Raw genomic sequence first — 20911 nt, 5'->3', positions numbered from 1 at the left:
CCCTACAGACATGAAGAAAATTATTTATAGCCTTTCAGCATTGCTGACCCTGGTAACAGCTGGTTCCTGTAAAAAACAACTGATGACTTATGAAGGCCTGCCGGATATTTATTTTAACGAAGCAGCCAGATTACCTGCCTACAGCGGAGAGGTACTTACCGATTCTACCGTTTTATCCTTTTCACTGGCGCTGGCAAAAGACTCTGTCAAAAACATAGTGGTTGCAGTTACCGGAGCACCGGCCGATCACGACCGGGAGTACAGCCTGACTATTAATTCCGCTTCTACTGCTGTTGAAGGGACACATTATACACCGATTCCTAAAACACTGACCATCAAAAAGAATAAGCTGCTGGATACCATTCCGGTAAAGTTCTTCAGGACTACAGATCTGCGTACCCGTACTGTTACGCTTTTACTGGATCTGCAGGCGAATTCCAACTTTGTCAACCAGATGAATAATAAAGTTCTGGATAAACAGACAGGTAAGGTGAAGAGCTTTATCACGTACAGGATATATGTAAATGATATGCTCAAAAAACCAAAATTATGGTTTGACGGATACCTTGGCGTTTTTACCCAGAAAAAATTGAACCTGATCATGGAGATCCTGAAAATCACCCCTGCTTATCTCGATGCAACTGCATCCTTAGGAGAACAGGGAGCCTACGGAGGTTATATGCAAAGATATCTCAATGAGATGAAGACTGCCGGCCAGACCATTTATGAAGATGACGGGACTGAAATGATGATGGGGCAGTATGTACAATAATTTTATTTATCAAAACCGAACGATCATGTTAAAAACAAAATATATCTGCCTGGTTATTTTTGCTGTGCTGATTCTTTTTTCCTGCAAAAAAGATCTGGGTAATTATACCTATACAGAAGTCAATAAGGTAGAATTTACCACTTTGGGCAGCAATGATACAGTGACTGCCATTTACGGTACCCGGTTTATGCTCAAACCTGAGATTAAAAGCACAATGGACCAGGGGAGCGATACTTCCAGATACAGTTATACCTGGGTTTATGAAGGGCCAAACGGATTAGGTGGAAATGCGACCTATACTTATGCCAAAACAAAAAATCTGGATGTGGTTATGGGGCTGGCACCCATGGGTTATACCTTTTACTATACGGTTACTGATCGTACCACCGGAATTAAATTTATCAAAAGATTCCAGTTAAACGTGAAAAATGAGATTAATGAGGGCTGGTTACTCAACACCGAAGTTGGCGGGACTGCCAGGCTGGATATGCTGTCTAAAAAGAGTGATGGGAATTTTACGCTCATTACCGATTTACTGAAAACCACGGCCTCCGGACTGGAACTCAAAGGAAAACCGGTTATGGTCTATACCTACAGTACGGGTTTGCTTATTGGTCCGGATAAGATTTCCTATGGGCTGTATGTAGGTACGGATCAGACAACAACCAAGATTAACCCCGAGACCTTCAAATGGACTAAAACCATGGATCTTAAATATGAGATGTTTGGAGCTATTCCAACAGGTTTTTATGCAGATCTGATCAGACAGGCGGGGAGTAATGCAGCTTATATGCTGGGCAAAGGCAATGTTTATTACTATTTCAGGGCCTTAAATATTTACTATGCAACGCCGGTAAATTATATTGATATTGATAAAAAATCATTTACTGTAGCTCCTTTTGTAGCTAATGATGAGACTTCGTCAGAGGTGCCCGCCATATTGTACGATCAGACCAATAAACGTTTTGTGAAACATATTTATCCGGCTGCCTCAAGTACAACTATTCCCGATCCCGCTGATAAATTATTCAGTTTTTCTACTGGTAAAGACCTTTTATTTATGAACTGGGTCGGGTTTAACGGGGGTGAAGTCTTTGCTGTGCTGAAAGATCCTGCCTCAGAGAAAAGATACCTGGCCCGTTTTAACAGTCAAACCAATGCGCAGTCCTATTACGCAGAAATTACAGGGACCGGTATTGCACGGGCAGAACAATATGCTATCAGCCCGGATCTTGGATATCTGTTTTACAATGTAGGCAGTAAGGTTTATGAATATGATATGTCTTTAAAGACTACAAAACTCATGCTCGATAAAGGAAATGCCGGCATATCGCTGTTGAAATTTCAGAACTATAAATCCTTCAAATATAAAGATGGCAATAAGCTGATTGTCTGCAGTTACGATCCTTCAGGAGTGGATGGTTCCAATGGCACAATGGAACAGTTTATTGTTCCTCCGCTCAATGCTGACCTGCAATTATCACAATCCTTTACCGGGATGGGCAAAATACAAAGTATAAATTATAGAGAACGCTAGACCAATAAAACCAAATTATGAAGATGATCCAATTCTGCAGCATTGCGCTGCTGTCGTTGTCGGCCTATGCCGCAGTGGCCCAGCAACCAGTTGAAATTACTGGTTCAATTAAAAAACAAACAGGTAAGCCAATCAGACTTTTTAAGGTCTCTGACGGCAAAACAGTAGAAACTTCTACTGTAAAACCGGATAAAGAGGGCCGCTTTGGCTTTGTGTTTTATCCGGAGTATGAAGGTTTATACGTAGTGGGGCTGGGAAATGAAATGAGCCCTAATGACAACTATAAATTCTATTTCAAGGGAGGAGAAAAACTTTCTCTGACCCTGCTGGATACGGGTTATGTATTGAATGGAAAACTCAATTCCAAAGAGAATGTCGTATTAACCCAGTGGCATGACCTGGTAAATCCAATAGAACAGAAGTCAATTAATTTTATGAAAACCCAGAGCACTTATGTTGACTTCTTTCCTCAGCTGGAAGCTACCGCAGTAAAAGCAAAAGGCTTCTTAAACGGAAAGGCAACCGGGAATAAAAAATTTGATCAGGCAATAAAAGGTATTCTTAAGCTTGATATGGCCTCTTATGCGACGAATTTTCTGAATACTCCACGCAGCGCACATCCTTCGGTCGAAGAGTACAGCCCATATTATAGTCAAATGAAAGCTACCGATTTTGCTGAAAATACCAGACAGGTTTATAGTTATCCATGGGGACAGCGGGTTTTATCTGCACTGGTTAGCGTGGATATGCGAAAAGATGGGGTCAAATATAAAAGCGGACTGGAAGGAATGAAAGATTTCTTTAGCTATCTGCCTAATGATACCCTGAAAGGAGATATGGTCTTACAAACGGCTTCAGGTTATAAGTCTTTCAGTGATTATCAGAGTCTGATGGCAGCCTACGGTAAATACGTGCTGACCAAAGAGCAGAAATTGAAAAGTGAGCAGATTATGTCTCCTTTATTAACTTATAAAGCAGGAGAAGCCAGTCTTGATTTCTCTTATCCGGATCACACCGGAAAAATGGTCAGTATGAAAGACCTGAAAGGTAAAGTTGTACTGATAGATGTCTGGGCGACCTGGTGCGGACCCTGTAAAGGAGAAATCCCTCATCTTAAAAAGCTGGAAGAAGAAATGAAAGATAAAAATGTGGAGTTTGTCAGTATCTCAGTTGATGAAGCTAAAGACAAAGATAAATGGCTGAAAATGATTGAAACCGATCATCTGGGAGGAACACAGTTATTTGCTTCTGGCTGGAGTGAAATTGCCAAATATTATAAGATAACCGGAATTCCACGTTTTATGGTTTTTGATAAAGCAGGAAAAATTGTTACGGTTGATTCCCCAAGACCATCCAGTCCTGAATTAAAAGCTTTATTAGAAAAAACACTGCTCGACTAATGAATAATTTCTTTTCTACACTTAAAAAAACATGTTTTTTCAGTCTTTTCTTTTGTGCTGCCCTGGTTAGACCATCGGCGGCACAAAAGAGTGCTGCTGCTGCCGCACCGAATGCCGGATTACTGAAAGTGACTGTACCTGTTGAAGTAAGCAATGGTGCTGTCATCCTTACCCTGAAACTCAATGGTTCGGGCAGACCCTTGCGCTTACTCTTTGATACCGGAGCTGATGGAATGGCTGTTTCGCAGGGACTGGCTGATTCACTCGGACTTAAAGTAAGTCGTAAACAACAAACATCAGTTGTGGGCGGGAATATGGAGATTTCCGTTTCTGAAGGAAATACAGTACATCTGGGAAACTTTGAAGTGAAAAACCAGAGTATCGCTATCTTTAAAGAGCTGCATGGCGGCACAGACGGACTGATAGGAAATGTAATCACTAAAAGATATATAACAAAAGTTGATTATGATAAAAAAGAACTATCACTATATGAGCCGGAAGGTTATCAATACGAAGAAGGAGGACAAACTATACCGGTAACCTCGCCAGCGGGATTATTCATTCTGCCAGGCAGTTTAAATATCATGCCAGGGAAAGCTAAAAATGGTTCCTTTGTTTTTGATACCGGAGCGGCTTACAGTTTGATTTGTTTCAGGCCATTTGTAAAACAAAACCGCTTACTGGTTGATGGCTTTAAAGCTATTTATAACGGCAGTACAACCAGTATGGGAGTGAGTACACCAACTTTTACAGGAAGGGCCTTTTCATTTTCTTTCGGTAAGGTAATGGAAGCAAAAAATCTGCTCGTAACCCTAATGTCTGGTGGGGGGACGTCAGAGAACTGGAACCCTGGTTTTGATGGTTCTGTCGGGGCAAGACTGATCAGTAAATATAACTTTACGATCAATACAAGGAAAATGGAAATCCATCTGACTCCAAATCACTCTTACGGTTATCCCGCTGATTTTGTACTGGGTGAATATCTGGTCGGCTTTAATGAAGATGGAAAACTTCAGGTATTTGATAATATTAAGTTCAATACGCAGGCTGTACTTAAACCAGGGTGCATTCTTGAAACTGTTAACAAAGTTAAAAGCAGTGAGCTGATTCATCATCCGGAAAAAATTGAGCACTTAATTTTAGCCGGTGCAGGAGCGCAATATACTGTGGAATATTTTAAGGAAGGTAAATTGCAAAAAGAACTGATCCATAAATAAATCAGCTATTATTTTTTTGAGGCCAAACAATAAATGATGAAAAATTGTTCTTCTTAAACATCTGTGTTTCTGAAGAATAAAATGAAAGCTTTCGATCGTTATAACTCATGCCAGCTCTTTATAGTCATAACGATCGGTATGCTCCTGATCAGTTCCTGTACAGTTAAGCGTCAGGCCGCTGGTACCATGACTAAGGTTATTGATACCGAAGTTGCTGGCAAAAAAGACAGTACTATTGATCTTTCAGAAAAGCAGCGTCTTAAGGCTGCGCAGCAAAAGGAAAAATTACGCTCATCATTCAAAGATATTCTGGAAAAGGAAGTGGCCGGTTTGCCTTATCCGGCAATGGTGAGCAGTTTTTACGAAAAAGGAGGTTATCAGCTCATATTGGTACCGAGATTCCTGCCGGATAATCAATTGCAGAATTTACTGGAATATTTAAATCATGCTGATCGTCATGGATTGGATGCCAGACTATTTATGGCAGATGATTTAAAGCAGCAGCTGAACGAAGTGAAGGATTATAAATCATCCGATACAGTTAAAGTCCATCGTCGTTTAGCAAAGCTCGAATTATCCGTTGTCAATTCCCTGATCAGATACAGTATCGCGCTGCAATATGGAACTGTAAATCCTGCTCAGGTATATGAACATTATGCAGTACCTACACTCTTGCCGGACAGTAGTTTTGTTACCGGAATTTTTGCCATAGCTAACCTTAAAAATTACCTGGACAGTATACAGCCAAAAGACAAGACTTACCGTGCCTTACAAAAGGCTCTGGTTAAGCTCGAACAAGATACAGTTACCATTAAAGAACCAGTTGCTGTTAAAAATAAAACAACAGATAAATTGTCTGCTGTTAAGACGATGAAACAGAACCTGAAAGAGAAAAATAAAAAGGTAATTAAAGAAAAAGTCAAACCGGTTTTAAGTAAAGAAACCAGGGACAGTCTGCGCGCACAAACCAGGCAAACGCTGGTTGTAAACATGGAAAGGTTAAGATGGAAAAATAAGCCTGCCGGACAAAAGTTTGTATTGGTTAACATTACAGATTTTAGCCTGGATGTAATGGATGAGGGAAAGTCAGTCTTGCATATGAATGTTTGCGTAGGGCAGCCTGGTGACAAGCAAACCCCTCAGATAGGCAGCATGATACGTTTAGTACAAATCAATCCGGTCTGGAATATTCCGCAGAGTATTGCCCGTAATGAGATTTCCAGGTATGCAGCTGATGACCGGTATTATCTGGCCAATAACAATATCAGGACCTTTAAAAAAGGAAAACTGATCAGAGATACAGAGTCTATTGACTGGGCAGCTGCCGATATCAGTGAATACTCTTTTCAGCAGCAACCCGGATCTAAAAATTCTTTAGGCAAAATTAAGTTCCTTTTTGCTAATGCAAGCAGTGTATATCTGCATGATACCCCCGTACGTACAGTCTTTAAACAGAAAATGCGCGCTATTAGTCATGGTTGCGTCCGGGTAGAGAAGCCACTGGATCTGGCTTCCGCTTTATTTGGCCAGGATAAAAACTACAACCTGGTCAAAAGTGGGATGGGGAGCGGTTATCCCCGCGCAAAATTTATTGGTTTACCTCAACAGGTTCCGATACGTCTTTTTTATTATACAGCCTGGCTAAATGATAAAGGAGCACTGGTCTATGCAAAAGATATCTATGACCTGGACAAGGTCGTTTATGAAGGAATGCAAAAAGCTGATATATCTTTTAAGCCTTAAGTATGCGCCTATCCGGAAATAAGGGGTCAGCGACTTAGTTTCTGTAATCTTTCCTGATTTTATCTTTATGAGTGTTTCCCCATTCTATTAATGTGCTTAATACCGGGCCCAGGGTACTACAGTATGATGTAATTCCATAAGTGATTACCACGGGTGTATCCGTATACACATTTCGTTTGATGAATCCGTTCAATTCCATTTCCTTTAACTCTTTGGATAATACCCGCGCAGATATGCCTGTCACGATCTGCTGTAATTGATTGAAACGGCTGTTTCCATTAACGTAAAGTGCATTAATGATTTTTAACTTCCATTTACCACCAATAACATAAAGTGTATCTTCTAATGCTATTAAGTCTTTTTTAGAATCTTCCCTGGTGTGATTACCCTCGCAAAATGGTATTTCATCTTCAATTAGATCTTTCATGAAATTCTCTTTATATCTGTAAATCAGTTTACTATACTAAAGGTTAGCACTAACCTTTAGTATAGTAGTAACCTTTGGTTAGTAAATATAGGTACTTTTGTTGTCTTTAACAATTCAAAAGGAATGGAGTTCAGGAATTGCCAGATCAGATCATCTGCACTGGTCTTCATTCAAATCTGATATCCGGTAGGTAATTACTAAAGATTTACAAAATAAAATTAAAACTAATGAGTATAATAAAAGCATTAAACTGGCGATATGCTACAAAAAAAATGGATAGTGATCAAAAGGTTCAGCAGGATAAAGTTGATCAGATCATAGCAGCAGCACAGCTCGCTCCGTCTGGTTATGGTTTGCAGCCCTATAAAATAATTGTAGTTACGAATCAGGAGTTAAAAGAAAAAATAAGAGCTGTAGGTTACAATCAGTCGCAGATTACGGACTGTTCACATCTGCTGATTTTTGCAGCCTGGGATCTTTATACAGAAAAAAGAGTACTTGAGGTGTTCAGGCACACTAACCGGCAACGAGGACTACCTGAAGACAAAAGCCGGGATAACATCGATTACATTCTGGGTGTTTTTGAAAAAATGACTTCCGAAGAGCAATTTAATCATGCTGCCAGACAGTCCTATATTAGTTTCGGTATTGCCATAACAGAAGCTGCACTTTTAGGAGTTGATGCAACACCTATGGAAGGTTTCGATCCATTGAATGTAGATAAATTGTTAGGTTTAAAGGAACAGGGGCTACGCAGTACAACTTTACTGCCTCTTGGATACAGAGATGAAAACGAAGACTGGCTGGTCAATCTTAAAAAGGTGCGTACACCTTTAACTGATTTTGTTATCGAATTTAAATAAGATCGGCTATTATCTTTTGAATTCAAGGTTCTTGTTTATATATTGACCGGGACATTGTCCCTTTCAGGATAATCAATTGATATATGCCAGATAATATTGCTGTTGAAAAATTTGTTTTACAACGAACCGGGGGGCTGTTTCCTGCTGCTATAGCTGCGGTAAACCAGCCCCTCATTGTATTAAAGAATAACTGTCACTCATTTTTGCATGAAAGTGAAGTAAACCATCTTCATACGTTGAAACTGCCCAAAGTTCAGCATAGTTATTTATTGGGAAGATATGCCGCCAAAAGCGCATTAAGTGCTTTTGCAGATCATATGGTACTGACCGAGGTACAGATAAGTTCCGGAATATTTCAGCAGCCGGTACTGTACCTGCCGCAGGGAGGTAATATACAGCTGAGTATTGCACATACAGATCGGATGGGGATGGCGGTTGTTTTTCAGGAAGGCCATCCAATGGGGGTTGACGTAGAGGCGGTTGATCCCGGACAAAGTGAGACAATGAGAGAGGTGATCACAAGCGGAGAAAGCAAAAAACTCCATCTGATTAACAACGATGTAAACCTGAGTCTGGCGCTGTTATGGACTATGAAGGAAGCTCTGTCTAAGGTACTTAAAACAGGTTTAATGACTCCCTTTGCCTTGTATGAAATTGAAAGTGCAGAAGTTAAGGAAGGTATTGTGATCGCTGATTTTATCAATTTCCCTCAGTACAAGGCCATTTCGTGGATCTCAGCTGATCATGCCTGGTCTGTAGTATTACCGCGTAAAAGTGTGCTGGATCTGGCTGTGATCAGACGTTTATATCTTTAACAGACAAAGCTATAATCCTCATTTTATTCATAGATAAAGCATTATGTATTTCTGGTAGCTGAAATATGTTTACTTTTGGAATTGCCCGGATTAAACAAAATTATCCGATCCGGATAACCGGTATTTTTTTGCAATGAAGCCACTAGGTGCAGCTAGCACAATGTGAAATGAACATAAGATGAAAAAGAATAATATAGCATTGATTGTACATGCTTGTGACAGATACGAATTGCTTTTTAAGGGTTTTGAATATTTCTTTTCAAAGAACTGGGATTTTGATATTCCTGTAAATTATTATTTCGCTACCGAAGAAATATCGGCTGATCTGGCAAACTTTAAAAACATTAAATCAGGAAAAGGAGAGTGGAGTAACCGTCTTTCAAATCTGTTTGATCAGCTGGATGAGGAATACGTACTGTATTTTCAGGAAGATATGTGGCTGAATAAACCAGTTGATCCGGAATTTTTTGCAGAACTTTTTAAACTGACATTAGCCAATAGCTGGAAACTGGTTAAGCTCAATTCATCAGCTGTATTTAAAACCAGCAGTACTGACTTATCAATTAAAGGGTTTAATGTGTCCAGGCTGGATAATAAAGAAAGTAATTTCTTAATGTCGCATCAGGTTTCACTGTGGAATAAAGCTTTTTTCAAAGCACAGTTAAAGCCCGGTGAACATCCCTGGAGAAATGAAAGAAAAGGGACTAAGAGACTCAAAAAACTAAATCCTGAGATTTTCCATCTGGACTATTTTGCTGAAAATGGAAATAGCCCTGTCAATAACAATGCACCCGATCTGGTTAGAAGTGAATATCAGAGCATTTCTATGAATGCAACGCTTAACCATAATGCAGCTCCGTTTCTGGAAGAACTTAAATCTGCTCCGCATTTAAAGACTTACACCGAAAAACTGGTCTATAATTTCAACAATGGAATAACCCATGACGGAAGGCCCAAACCGCTTAAAAAAGACCTTTTTAAACGGATCAAAGATTGGGTAAAAGGGAAAAAATAGCTGCCTGATTAGTAAAAAAGGCAGCTGTTTTTGTTATGAGGTAGGTCGTAACCAGGTTTCTTTACTCACCTGATCTTTAAGCCGGATTTCCCATTTGTATAAAAACTCCATTTCGTCAATTTGCCGGAAATTGTTTTTAATCAGTAACATGTAGGAGGCCTGATTACTTTTCAACGTATGCGCAATTATGGATTTTACCTTATCTTGTTCTGCAGCCCATGCGATCATGCCACTTATAGCTTCTTTCATATATCCCTTGCCCTGGAACCTTTCATAAGTGCCGTAACCAATCTCTATTTCTCCTTCATAATTAGGTTCCCCGATAAAACACAGATCACCGATAATATGGTTGCAGTCTTTGGTAATGATTGTCCATAAGGTAGAGTAAAGGTAATTCTGATACCCGCTTTCCATAGCCGGAAAAATAGTATGTTCCAATGCATCTTTAAGTTCGGCGGAAATTACTCTGGGTATATGTTTGGTTTTTAGTTCTTCTTCTAAAGACCCATCAGCTAAAATGTATTTTTTAAGCTGGCTAAAAGTTAATGGTTGGATAACTAGTCTTTCTGTATTTACCATTTTTATATTCGTTGAGCTCAGCTGGTAGCGGTTTAGGACTTTGACTGAGCGTTTTGTCTGTTATTATTGCTTAATCCAAATTTATTTTTTAAATAATTTAGCCCTGATAACGGGGGAATATATCTTGTTGCTTTGCTTAATGGCAGGAGGCTGATGAATAAAAAGAAAGCTCGCTTAAAAAGAATTAACAGCAACTAAATTAATACTATTAAAGATAAATTAACAGCAGATGGAATTTCTTTTTATAAGCTATACAGAAGAACATCTCCCTGAATTTGGGAAAGATATACAGGCCGTCAGAATGAGGCTATGTGATGTTCGGCGTTACAAAATCATAATAGCAAATATATAAAAAGAAAATTAAGATAATATCTGTAAGAATAATTTTTTTATAAATACTGACGGGCAGGCGGAGGAAATAGCCGGTTCGTTTTAACCGACTATATCAAGAAGAAAAGAAATAGCCTCCTTTGAGTGTAAAGCAGCTGTCGAATCCATCGTGGTTTTTGCAGTTGCCGATGCTCTTAAACGCATCTGGTTTTCATAAGCGGCAATAGCAGATTTTGTGTCAGTGAATTCTGCATTTAGGAGACACTGACTTAACTCTACTGCATCCAGCATAGCCATATTTACCCCCTCACCAGCATAAGGCGGCATCAGATGTGCTGCATCACCCAGCATAGTTAAATTTGGTTGTGCTTCCCATGTTTGATCAAAAGGCATACAATATTGCGGACGCGGTACAAACCTGGCTGCTGCATTTTCAAATAATTCTACCCATAACTCATCCCAGTCTGCATAAGCTGTTTTAAACCATTCCAGCACCTGAGCTTTATCCGAGAAATCAATTTCTGATGTTTCTGCCCAGTTTTCCGCTGTTTTGCATCCGGTGTAAAATACCAGACTTCCATCTCCTTTGGAACTTATAATTAAGCTTTTTTCACTGCCCATGGCGAATATTTTTCCGCCATTTAATGCCTGGTGTATTCGTGGAACCACTGTTTCTGAATTATAAACAGCACCTTCTACGATGGTTACCCCAGAGTAAAATGGCTTTATAGCTGTGATATAAGGACGGATTTTTGAATTTGCACCATCTGCTGCAATAACTATATCCGCAAAAGCTGAATTCCCGTTTTTAAATGTAATTTCCCAGGAGTCATTATGCGGCGAAAGTTTTACAAAGTGACTGTCCCAGACTATAGTGCCTGGCTGCAGGGATTCCAGCAAGATGTCTTGCAGTGGTCCACGATCAATTTCGGGACGTGAAATGTGATCAGCTGATTCGGTTTTATCTTCGAATACAATTCTGGCATCTTTGTCCATAATGCGCATTTTTTCTGCACCAGGACGGAAATTTGCGTGAAACTGGTCAATTAATCCGGCTTCACGAATTGCTTTCAAACCCGATTCTTCGTGCAGATCAAGCGTGGCACCCTTCGTGCGGGCATCCTTGTTGCTGTCTCTTTCATATACTTTTACCTCAGCGCCGTTCAGCTGTAAAAGTCTTGCCAGCGTTAACCCGCCCGGACCGCCGCCTACAATAGCTATTTTTTTACCTGTAATTATGTTCATGGTGTTTAGATCAATATTCCTTTAATTACTGTATCACAGCAGTCTGCCAGTATTTTTTCTGTAATAATTTGTTTTGGTCTGTCCTGATACTCAAAATATTCATTGATCAGGGATAAAACCGGAGAAAACAACAGCGCCCGCTGTATTTGTACAGGATAGTTTTTAATGATGCCTTTAGTTGCATTCAGTTCAAGAAAATGGTGAATGGGGGCAAAGAAATACCCTTCTTTAATATTTGCCTGTTGAAATGCTTTATTGAGCAGAGGCGATGATTGTCCATACTGAAGCAATACAAAAGCGTGTCTGTTGTTTTTTAAATACTGAAATGTATTCTGCCATATCTTTTTTACGCCTTTGGCAAAATCCATCTCCGGATCAAAATTTGCCAGTACCGCTTTTTCATAAGCTCCGAGTACTTCTTCAATAAAAAGTTTGACCAGAAGGTCTTCTTTGTTCTCGTATTTAATATAGATTGTACGGGGTGATACGTTAGCTGCTTTAGCCAGCTTCTGCATACTCAGGTTTTCGAGCCCTTCTTCTGCAATGATTTGCAGGGCAATAGTACGAATGGCTTCTTCTTTTTCTAAATTTTTTGGTCTCATGACAAATCGATAATCATTGATTACGTCACAAAAGTAAGTAAATGTTTATTTACTTACTAGGTTTGTTATGTCATATTTTTATGTTAAAAAAAGAGGTTTAAATTAAAAGGGATAACCCCGCAGGATCATCCCTTTTAATTATAGGTAGATTAAGCTGCTATACCTGTGAATATGACGCAGGAACCAAAAAAGTATTACTGATCTTAGAAATGGTATTGGCGTATTGCGGGTCGGATACTAATCTTTTCCACTCAGCGTCAGCGACAAAAGCAGACCATCCTTTATTGCGTTCATCCATGCTGTTGCAGGTGATCATATAAGTAAGACGGGGTAATTTGTCGCCGGCAATCACTTCGCCACAGAACACAGGATTCAGTTTTGCCCTTTCGAAAATAGGAAACTCCCCGTCATGGAACATTTTGATTTTTCTTCTTACGGCATCTTCACTGTTGCCTTCATATGTCCTTAATTCAAAGATCCGTGATTCACCTGAGGGGAGAACTATTTTAGGAAAACCATCAAAAGCAATCATCAAAGATGAGGTAAAACGGCTGTATATTGGTTTATCGGCTGGTAAGCTGTTATATGCTGCGCTGTTTTTGATGTAATCTGCATCAGCTTTTACTTTTGTATTTACCGAAAGATAGTTATCAAGAGAAGAATAGGGTGTCAGTAAATAGAATTTAGCTGGTTCTGATGGAGCCCATTCCTTAAACACACCCACTGTTTTTACACCCTGTTTATTCAATGCAGGAATAAGGGCGGTTTTAAAATAATTTTCCAGCTGACTCTGGTCAGAACCGAAGCGGATTTCATATTCGCGCCATTCGTATACTTCTTTTTGTACCGGATACATATCCCCTGCAATTGCAGGGTTTACGTTTAGGGCTATACCAGCTGTAGCCACTAATGAAGATTGAAGGAATTTCCTGCGTTGCATGTTGATTATGAGTTTAGTAGGTGAGTTGATCCGGGTAATAATTATAAGGAAAATAACTCTTTTTTGCAAATCTGGGTTTCTTGCAACGTTTATTTTTACAGCAGAAGAAGCAGGTTTGATGTAATAATTATAAATACCTATATTAATCCTGTAATTGCTAATTAAAAATTAGTTTAACCAGACTCCTGATATGAAAAGACGCTCTTTTGTCAAAACCTCGTTAATAACTGGTGCTGCTGCAATGGCTGGTCCTGTTGCCGGCAATGCAATGTTTACAGATACCTCAGCCGAATTTTATGAATTAAGAACTTATACGCTGAAAAATAGTGTACAGCAAGGTATCGTAGAAGATTTTTATAGTAAAGCTGCTATTCCTGCCTATAACCGGTTAAAGGTTCAGCATGTTGGTGTATTTACGGAATTAAAACCTGCCGGACAAACCAGGTTATTTGTGTTAATAGCCTATCATAGTCTTTTGCATTTCAACGAAGTACTGACTAAACTGGAAAATGATAGGGTATATCAGCAAAAAGGAGAGGCTTATCTGCATGCTCCGGCAACTGAACCGGCTTATGAACGTATAGAAAGCTCGATCATGAAAGCTTTTGCACACTCCCCAAAGATGATAGCCCCTGATCACAAGACCCGTATTTTTGAACTCCGTCAGTATCAGAGTGCAAGTGAGGCAGCTGGGAAAAAGAAGATAGAGATGTTTAATGATCAGGGGGAGATTGATATTTTCAAACGTCTGGGCTTTAAACCTGTATTTTGGGGAGAAACCGTAATCGGGCCATTAAGACCAAATTTGACCTATATGCTTACTTTTGATGACATGGCAGCTAAAGATGCACATTGGAAAAGTTTTGTGAATGACCCGGAATGGAAAAAGATAAGTACTGTACCAGGATACGCCGATGCTTTACTGGTGAGTAAGATTACTTCAACACTGCTGGTGCCAGCTGCTTTTTCGCAGATTTAGCGGTTTTTTTATCTAAGTTATAAATCTGCCGCAATAGACGCTTTTGGACACTTCGTCGCTCATGACATCTTTAAAAGCTATAAATACTTCATAGGTATTCTTTTTCAGGTAAAAAGGATCGAGGTAAAAGGTGTCTTTTAACTCGTCTCTGCGGGCACCACTGTAATTGATATGGGGGCGCCTGTAGGTTTTACTGTATAACAGGATAATGGCTCTGTCATTTGGATTGCTTTCTGCGGTCTTATCCTTGTTCCAGGTGAAATGAAAGGCGTTTTCTGCTACCTGAACGGTTACATTTTCTGGCTTTTGCAGTGGCCCGTCGGCGACTAAAATAGTGTCCCAGCTGATCTCCTGGTTAGGAAATTCACCCTTTATACCTGTTAACAGGTTGGCAGATTTGGCTGCATTGTTTGCCGTAATGTTCCTGCCTGCGGCTATTTGTTTGAAACCCGTTCTTAAGAAGGGCTTAACAGCATTTAAAAACGGACTTAACACTTTCATTTTATTAGCCTGAGCCTGCTGTGGAACAGTTCTTGGCCTTTTTTTGCGGGGTTTGGCAGGTAATGACCGGGCGCATACCTTGTTCTTCCAGGTATAAATAACCACGTTTCCGATTCTTCCTCTGATACCTGCCAGTACGGTGCCTTCCTGTATAATTGCCATAATAGATCTGATTGGTGTTACAATATAGGGGAAAAGGTGTTCTGGAATTATAGTTATAAGTGTATAAATAAGAAATTATTAAGAGCTTATTCAGCTGTTATTCGAAGGGAGCTGAACCTTGTCTGTATAACCTCTGAATGTTGTCTGAATGATGTCTGAACAAAGTGGTTGTACAACCCTTATTATCAGTCATTTACAAAAGTATAATTTCGGCCCTTTTCTGGCCGTTTTCTGAACTGATTTTGTACCGGAAACTTAGCGGGTACAAGCAGATTTTCAATGTTGTAGTATTATTTATAATGTTGTGGTGCTATATGCTAAAGAAGAATGATTTCAGGCTTATTGAAGGATTAACTGCCATTAATCAAAGTAATGCAGTTCGCAGAGAAAGAAAGCATCATAAACAGGGGGCTGTCCGGGATTCAGAAAATTAATCATGATTTCCGCACGGCCCCCAGGGGCTAATAACTGAACCAGGAGAAATTTGGCGTTGGACCTGATTCAATCTTGTCATTTAAACCTTTGATAAAGATAAAGAAAATAGGATAAGGAATGTGAATTCGTACATTCATTAATATAATCTACTAAATTTGTAGATTTAATTGTATTTATGAAAACCATATTATATATTTGTACTAACGGTCTACAAAACAGCACATAACCAATGTTAAAATTAAAATTACATACCGGTTTAAAACGGAATTTTGCGAATGAAAATCTAGTGTTTTTTCATCATGCAGATTTCTATTGTTGTTGTTGCTAACGATTCTATCCCGATAGACAAAAGGCTGATCTCTTAAATCATTGCCTTTCTAATAAAAAAGAACAGATTTCAATTGGCGTTGGTACTGTTCAAATCTTGTCATTTAAAGAAAAATCATCATGTTATCTCTTTCAGAGCCGGCCGGGGAATTCTATGCCCTTTCTATTTCCTTCTTAAGTTATAGTTCTGCCCGTCAGGTTGAACGCATGATGATTGATTTCGCACCTAAAACCTCATCATATGACTATTTCAGATCTGCAATTAATTGGAAAGAAGATCGTAGTTGGAATTATAGTAGCTACAGTTCCGCTCGTCATTCTGCTGGGAGGGCTGTGGCTCATCCAGAAAGTTTTATCAGACGATCCTTCGTCACCACCAACTACTATCCATTTTAAATAAAAAAACAAAAGATACACATGAAAATAGAAGAAGCTGTAAAGAAAAGGATCATTAAGAATGTAATCCTGAGTCTGTTTATCTACGCATTGCCCATTTTACTAATGTTTTTAACCTTTTATTTTACGGGGCAGCGACCCTGGTTAAAGAAAAATCCTAAAACCAGCCTGATTTCAACTCCTCAATAATCAACCACCTAAACCATAAACAATGATTAAAATTATTCAACAAGTCATCGAGAACCTGAATGGTTACGGACTAAGTGTACTGGTACTCGTTCTGGGGATACTGGAATTTTCTTTCGGATTGTACAAAAAGCGCTGGACTAAAAACGAGAAGCTGGTTGATATTGCCTGTTTTGTCTTGCCTAAACTGGTAATCAGACCTGCTATTGCCTTTTTTGGACTTCAGTTGCTGCCAGCTGTAATTCCGGCATTCAGAAATCAGTTTGACTGGGTCTCTTTTGGCTGGGGCGTATTAATTATTGCCATTGCAGATGATCTGACACAATACTGGTATCATCGTTTGCATCATGAAGTACCATGGTTATGGCGTTTTCACCGGACGCATCATTCAGCTCCCTATATGGGAATGGCCATGGCAAGCAGACAGAATGCAATTTATACGCTGTTCTTTTCTCAAACCTATGTAACTACTATTCTGGTTTATCTGGGGCTTGGAGCACCGAGAATTGTGGTAGGGGCTATTAAAAGTACGATTACCACACTGGCGCATTCCAGTATTCCATGGGATAAACCATTTTATAAATACAAAATATTACATCCTGTTGCCTGGGTATTGGAGCGGCTGATTTCTACGCCTGCAACCCATCATGCCCATCATGCGGCAACTACCGATGATGGTGTGGGCTATTATAAAGGCAATTTTGGAAATATGTTCTTTTTATGGGATATCATTTTTGGAACTGCTCATCTATCCAGGCAATATCCGGCAGTATATGGTATTTCACATTATGAGGAAGATCCATGGTATGCACAGTTATTATGGCCCATTTTTAAATCTAATGTAGCAGGAAGCGAACTGGCAGCTGATGGTCCAATGGTTAAACCAGATGTGGTTGTCCCGCAGGAAAATGGATTGAGCCGGTTACTGGCAGAAAAGGAGCTGATCAGTGCACACCGGGAAGAGGAACAGCAGATTCTAAAGGAACAGGAACAACTGGCTTTAAAAGAAGAAGAACAGCAGATTTTAAAAGAAGTAGCCTTGCAGGCAGGAACACATTTTTAATCGGATACTATCCGGATATCGCACCTCATTATTCAAAAAATATGAATTGTTTATACCAGAAAATCAAAAGATAAATTTTAATCTTTTTGCCAGGCAAAGCTGATTAAAGGGGGAGATTTTTAGCTACTCCCGGAGGGTAATTTAATAAGTACAGGAAATCAATTGGCGTTGGACCTGCTTATATCGTGTCATTTTTTTAAACCATAAAATATGCAAAATTTTGCTAAAGCCGGGGAGAGTTATGTCCCGGCTTTAAACTATACGGTAATCAGTACCACTGTCGTTTTTACACTTCAAAAGCTGATTTATACTGTCTACTTTGTTTTGATAGTCAGTTTGATAGCGTTATTCCCGCTGTTTACTTTGGCACAGGACCATCAGCCACTGATTAATTCAACATTGACAGGGCGGGTACTGGATGAAAAAACCAAAGAGGCTTTGCCTGGTGTGCTGGTTCAGATTAAAGGGACTACCCATAAGGTCGCAACCGACGATAAAGGCAGATTCAATTTCAAAACAGGACAGAAGTTTCCTTATACACTGATCATTAGCTTTATTGGTTATGAAAAATCAGAACTGAGCGTTGACGGTAGTCCGGTGGAGATTTTATTGAAAGAAGCAACCAATAATCTGAATGACGTTGTAGTAGTTGGATATGGAACGCAGCGGCGGAAAGATATTACCGGTTCTGTTGCTTCTATCAAACTGGAAGAAGTCAAAGGCCAGCCGGTAAGTTCTCCGGAACGCTTGCTTCAGGGATCAATTCCAGGAGTGCAGGTTACGCAGTCAACAGGGCAGCCTGGTGGTGGGGTAAGTGTACAGGTAAGAGGAACAGCGTCTCTGACTGCCGGTTCACAGCCACTTTACGTCATTGATGGTTTTCCGTTTTACAATGATGAAAAACTGGCTGATGCCGGGGTAACCAGCGGCCCTAAAATAAACCTGCTTTCTGCTATAAATCCCGGTGATATTGAATCGATAGATGTGTTAAAAGACGCTTCTTCAACAGCTATTTATGGTTCAAGAGGAGCGAACGGGGTAATCATTATCAATACTAAAAAAGGAACTGCCGGGAAATCTTCGGTAAACTTTGACAGTTATTATGGTTCGCAGCAGGTTGTGAAAACTATCCCTTTACTAAACGCAGCGGAATGGGGGCAACTGAGGAACGATGCTCTGGTTAATGCAGGAAGGGCTCCATATTATACGCCTGCACAAATAGAGGCTTTAGGAACCGGAACCGACTGGCAGGCAGCAGCTTTCCGCAAGGCTGCGGTTCAGAGTCATAACCTGTCCATTTTAACAGGTACAGAAAAGACAAAATTTGCGATCTCAGGCAATTATTTCAAGCAGGACGGAGTATTGCAGCATACTGATTTTACCCGATATTCCGGACGTTTAAATGTAGAACATCAGTATAATGAACGGCTGAAAATCGTGTCTTATATTGCTGGCAGCAGCTCAAAAGCACAGGTAGCGCCGCAATCTGTGGTGCCTAATTTATTATTGATGACACCTGCTGTGCCCATTTATAATGCAGATGGTTCCTTTTATTTAAAAAGCCCTTTTGAAGGGACTTATGGGAATCCTATCAATACTTTATACAATCAGCTGAACGAAACCCGGACAAATCTGGTGCTGGGAAATGCGTCGGCAGATTACCGGATTATTGATGGTTTGCAGGCCAAAGTTTCTGCAGGAGTGCTGCTGGTAGATAACAAGCAGAACCGCTATCTGCCTTCAACAGTTTATGAAGGGACAGGTACTTCCGGTCTGGCACAGGTAGGTACTTTATTTACTACCCGCTGGCTGAACGAAAATACGCTGAATTACACCAGACTGATTGATAACAAACATAATATTAATGTGCTGCTTGGTTATACACAGGAATCTGCGGTAACTAAAGGTGCCATTGCCGGAGCCGCAGGTTTTGCCACAGATGAAACGACCTATAATGATCTTTCTTCCGGTATAATTTCTCAAACCCCGTTTTCTTCTTCCTACCGTACTGCCTTAAGATCATTTCTGGCAAGGGCGAATTATGGTTACAGGAATAAGTATCTGCTCACTTTAACCCTGCGTGCAGATGGGTCTTCCCGTTTTTCGGACGGTCATCAATGGGGAACATTTCCGTCTGCAGCATTAGCCTGGAATGTGATTGAGGAAGATTTTTTAAAAGGGAACACAGCTATATCTAATTTGAAACTGCGGTTCAGTGCCGGATTGACCGGTAATCAGGAGATTCCACCTTATCAGTCTTATTCCAGAGAGGCTTTTTACAGATATAACTTCAATGGCAATAATGCCTCGGGATATGCTCCCGGAACCAATGCCAACCGTAATCTGACCTGGGAAAAAACAGCACAGTATAATCTGGGTGTTGATCTGGCCTTGTTCAATAACCGGATTAACCTGGTAGCTGATGTGTACTATAAGAAAACTACCGATTTGCTCTATAACATTACTGTACCGGCCACAAGTGGCTTGTTTGATTTTTCTTCGCTCCAGAGCCAGATTTATCAGAATATCGGCGCAGTACAGAATAAGGGTTTTGAACTGGGCTTAAATACTAAAAACCTGGTTGGCGAACTCAAGTGGTCTACCAGCTTAATCTTTGCCCTGAACAGGAATAAAGTGCTTAGTCTGGATAATGTAAGTCAATTAATACCAGATAGTTCATTACCGTCAGTTGCAGCAGTTGGTTATCCTATCGGCTCTTTTATCGTCTACAAAACTGACGGATTGATTCCTGCAGGGACTCTGCCAGCTCAGGCTTTAACTCCTTCGGGTAATAAAACTGCTGGTGCACAGCAATATAAAGACAAGAATGGTGATGGTAAGATCACACAGGCAGGAGACAGGTATATCATTTCCAATCAGCCTTTGTTTACAGGAGGGATTACCAACAATTTCAGTTTCAGCGGGTTTGATCTGTCGGTGTTTTTTCAGACTTCTTATGGCAATAAGCTGTACAATCAGAACAATGGAACATTAGAACTGGGTACAGGTTATACGAATGCGCCACGCACTTTACTGAATCGTTATACGGCCACCAATACCAATACAGATGTGCATAATGCTTATACCGATCCGGCTGTGACAATTTCAGACAGATTTATAGAAGATGCCTCTTATCTGCGGCTGAAAAACATCACGTTTGGCTATACACTGCCCCATAAATTATTAAACAAAGCAGGGATAAAGTCTATCAGATTTTATGTTTCTGCACAGAATTTATGGACCTGGACTAAATATACAGGTTATGATCCGGAAGCTAATTACAACGGACAATCTGCGATCAATTCGGGCGTGGATAATGGTGTTTATCCTAATAGTAAGACCATCATGGGTGGTGCTGCACTTTCCTTTTAATTTGA

The 20911-nt window shown here is 40.0% G+C and carries 19 protein-coding genes; 13 read left to right on the top strand and 6 right to left on the bottom strand.

The features are described 5' to 3' along the window. Window positions 1-10 precede the first annotated feature (10 nt). The 5 genes from PL_RS04620 to PL_RS04600 all read left to right on the top strand — a co-directional run bounded on the left by PL_RS04620 (window position 11) and on the right by PL_RS04600 (window position 6669). Window positions 11-772: a DUF4843 domain-containing protein gene (locus PL_RS04620; protein ID WP_041887122.1), complete on the top strand. Its 762-nt coding sequence runs from the start codon at window positions 11-13 to the stop codon at window positions 770-772. A 25-nt stretch (window positions 773-797) separates the two neighbouring features. Beyond that, complete coding sequence (locus PL_RS04615; RefSeq protein ID WP_160292171.1) at window positions 798-2309, top strand: PKD-like family lipoprotein; 1512 nt, start codon at window positions 798-800, stop codon at window positions 2307-2309. Window positions 2310-2326: 17 nt separating this feature from the next. Next, on the top strand, window positions 2327-3709 hold the full coding sequence (locus PL_RS04610) for a TlpA family protein disulfide reductase (RefSeq protein ID WP_348621102.1): 1383 nt from the start codon (window positions 2327-2329) through the stop codon (window positions 3707-3709). Beyond that, window positions 3709-4926, top strand: a complete 1218-nt coding sequence (locus PL_RS04605) for an aspartyl protease family protein (protein WP_052496652.1) — start codon at window positions 3709-3711, stop codon at window positions 4924-4926. The genes PL_RS04610 and PL_RS04605 overlap by 1 nt, the downstream gene beginning before the upstream one ends. 81 nt (window positions 4927-5007) lie before the next feature. Next, the gene (locus tag PL_RS04600) at window positions 5008-6669 is read left to right on the top strand and encodes a L,D-transpeptidase family protein (RefSeq protein WP_082036100.1); all 1662 of its coding nucleotides are present in this window, start codon (window positions 5008-5010) and stop codon (window positions 6667-6669) included. Window positions 6670-6703: 34 nt separating this feature from the next. Here PL_RS04600 and PL_RS04595 read toward each other — a convergent pair whose 3' ends face one another. After that, window positions 6704-7096: a winged helix-turn-helix transcriptional regulator gene (locus PL_RS04595; RefSeq protein ID WP_052496650.1), complete on the bottom strand. Its 393-nt coding sequence runs from the start codon at window positions 7094-7096 to the stop codon at window positions 6704-6706. Window positions 7097-7323: 227 nt separating this feature from the next. On the opposite strand from PL_RS04595, the gene PL_RS04590 reads away from it, so the two are divergent. The 3 genes from PL_RS04590 (at window position 7324) to PL_RS04580 (ending at window position 9789) form a co-directional block, all read left to right on the top strand. After that, complete coding sequence (locus PL_RS04590) at window positions 7324-7959, top strand: NAD(P)H-dependent oxidoreductase (RefSeq protein ID WP_348621100.1); 636 nt, start codon at window positions 7324-7326, stop codon at window positions 7957-7959. 83 nt (window positions 7960-8042) lie between these two features. Beyond that, the gene (locus tag PL_RS04585; RefSeq protein WP_052496649.1) at window positions 8043-8774 is read left to right on the top strand and encodes a 4'-phosphopantetheinyl transferase family protein; all 732 of its coding nucleotides are present in this window, start codon (window positions 8043-8045) and stop codon (window positions 8772-8774) included. A 178-nt stretch (window positions 8775-8952) separates the two neighbouring features. Continuing rightward, on the top strand, window positions 8953-9789 hold the full coding sequence (locus tag PL_RS04580) for a hypothetical protein (protein WP_041887259.1): 837 nt from the start codon (window positions 8953-8955) through the stop codon (window positions 9787-9789). Between the two features lie 33 nt (window positions 9790-9822). Here PL_RS04580 and PL_RS04575 read toward each other — a convergent pair whose 3' ends face one another. The 4 genes from PL_RS04575 to PL_RS04560 form a co-directional block, all read right to left on the bottom strand. Next, a complete protein-coding gene (locus tag PL_RS04575) occupies window positions 9823-10368 on the bottom strand; it encodes a GNAT family N-acetyltransferase (RefSeq protein WP_052496648.1) in 546 nt (181 codons plus the stop codon). 432 nt (window positions 10369-10800) lie between these two features. After that, complete coding sequence (locus PL_RS04570) at window positions 10801-11943, bottom strand: FAD-dependent oxidoreductase (protein WP_041887258.1); 1143 nt, start codon at window positions 11941-11943, stop codon at window positions 10801-10803. A gap of 5 nt (window positions 11944-11948) precedes the next feature. After that, window positions 11949-12545, bottom strand: coding sequence for a TetR/AcrR family transcriptional regulator (locus PL_RS04565; protein ID WP_041887257.1), 597 nt, complete (start codon window positions 12543-12545; stop codon window positions 11949-11951). A 157-nt stretch (window positions 12546-12702) separates the two neighbouring features. After that, a complete protein-coding gene (locus tag PL_RS04560; RefSeq protein ID WP_041887256.1) occupies window positions 12703-13485 on the bottom strand; it encodes an NIPSNAP family protein in 783 nt (260 codons plus the stop codon). A gap of 190 nt (window positions 13486-13675) precedes the next feature. Between PL_RS04560 and PL_RS04555 the strand changes: the two genes are divergently transcribed. Next, window positions 13676-14464: an NIPSNAP family protein gene (locus tag PL_RS04555; protein WP_041887255.1), complete on the top strand. Its 789-nt coding sequence runs from the start codon at window positions 13676-13678 to the stop codon at window positions 14462-14464. Between the two features lie 12 nt (window positions 14465-14476). Here PL_RS04555 and PL_RS04550 read toward each other — a convergent pair whose 3' ends face one another. Beyond that, window positions 14477-15127, bottom strand: coding sequence for a DUF6266 family protein (locus tag PL_RS04550; RefSeq protein WP_348621096.1), 651 nt, complete (start codon window positions 15125-15127; stop codon window positions 14477-14479). 1003 nt (window positions 15128-16130) lie between these two features. On the opposite strand from PL_RS04550, the gene PL_RS04545 reads away from it, so the two are divergent. From PL_RS04545 to PL_RS04530, 4 genes are all read left to right on the top strand, one after another. Next, window positions 16131-16289, top strand: coding sequence for a hypothetical protein (locus tag PL_RS04545; protein ID WP_162836332.1), 159 nt, complete (start codon window positions 16131-16133; stop codon window positions 16287-16289). Window positions 16290-16306: 17 nt separating this feature from the next. Further along, window positions 16307-16474, top strand: coding sequence for a hypothetical protein (locus tag PL_RS04540; RefSeq protein WP_162836331.1), 168 nt, complete (start codon window positions 16307-16309; stop codon window positions 16472-16474). Between the two features lie 22 nt (window positions 16475-16496). Beyond that, window positions 16497-17534 carry a sterol desaturase family protein gene (locus PL_RS04535; protein WP_082035800.1) on the top strand — a complete coding sequence of 346 codons (1038 nt, stop codon included), beginning with the start codon at window positions 16497-16499 and terminating at the stop codon, window positions 17532-17534. Between the two features lie 210 nt (window positions 17535-17744). Then, complete coding sequence (locus PL_RS04530) at window positions 17745-20906, top strand: SusC/RagA family TonB-linked outer membrane protein (RefSeq protein ID WP_348621095.1); 3162 nt, start codon at window positions 17745-17747, stop codon at window positions 20904-20906. Window positions 20907-20911 lie beyond the last annotated feature (5 nt).

The organism is Pedobacter lusitanus (genome assembly GCF_040026395.1).
In the GTDB taxonomy this organism is placed as follows: Bacteria; Bacteroidota; Bacteroidia; order Sphingobacteriales; family Sphingobacteriaceae; genus Pedobacter; species Pedobacter lusitanus.
The sequence above is the reverse complement of the archived record's forward strand: the minus strand, read 5'-3'. Positions and strand labels throughout refer to the sequence as shown.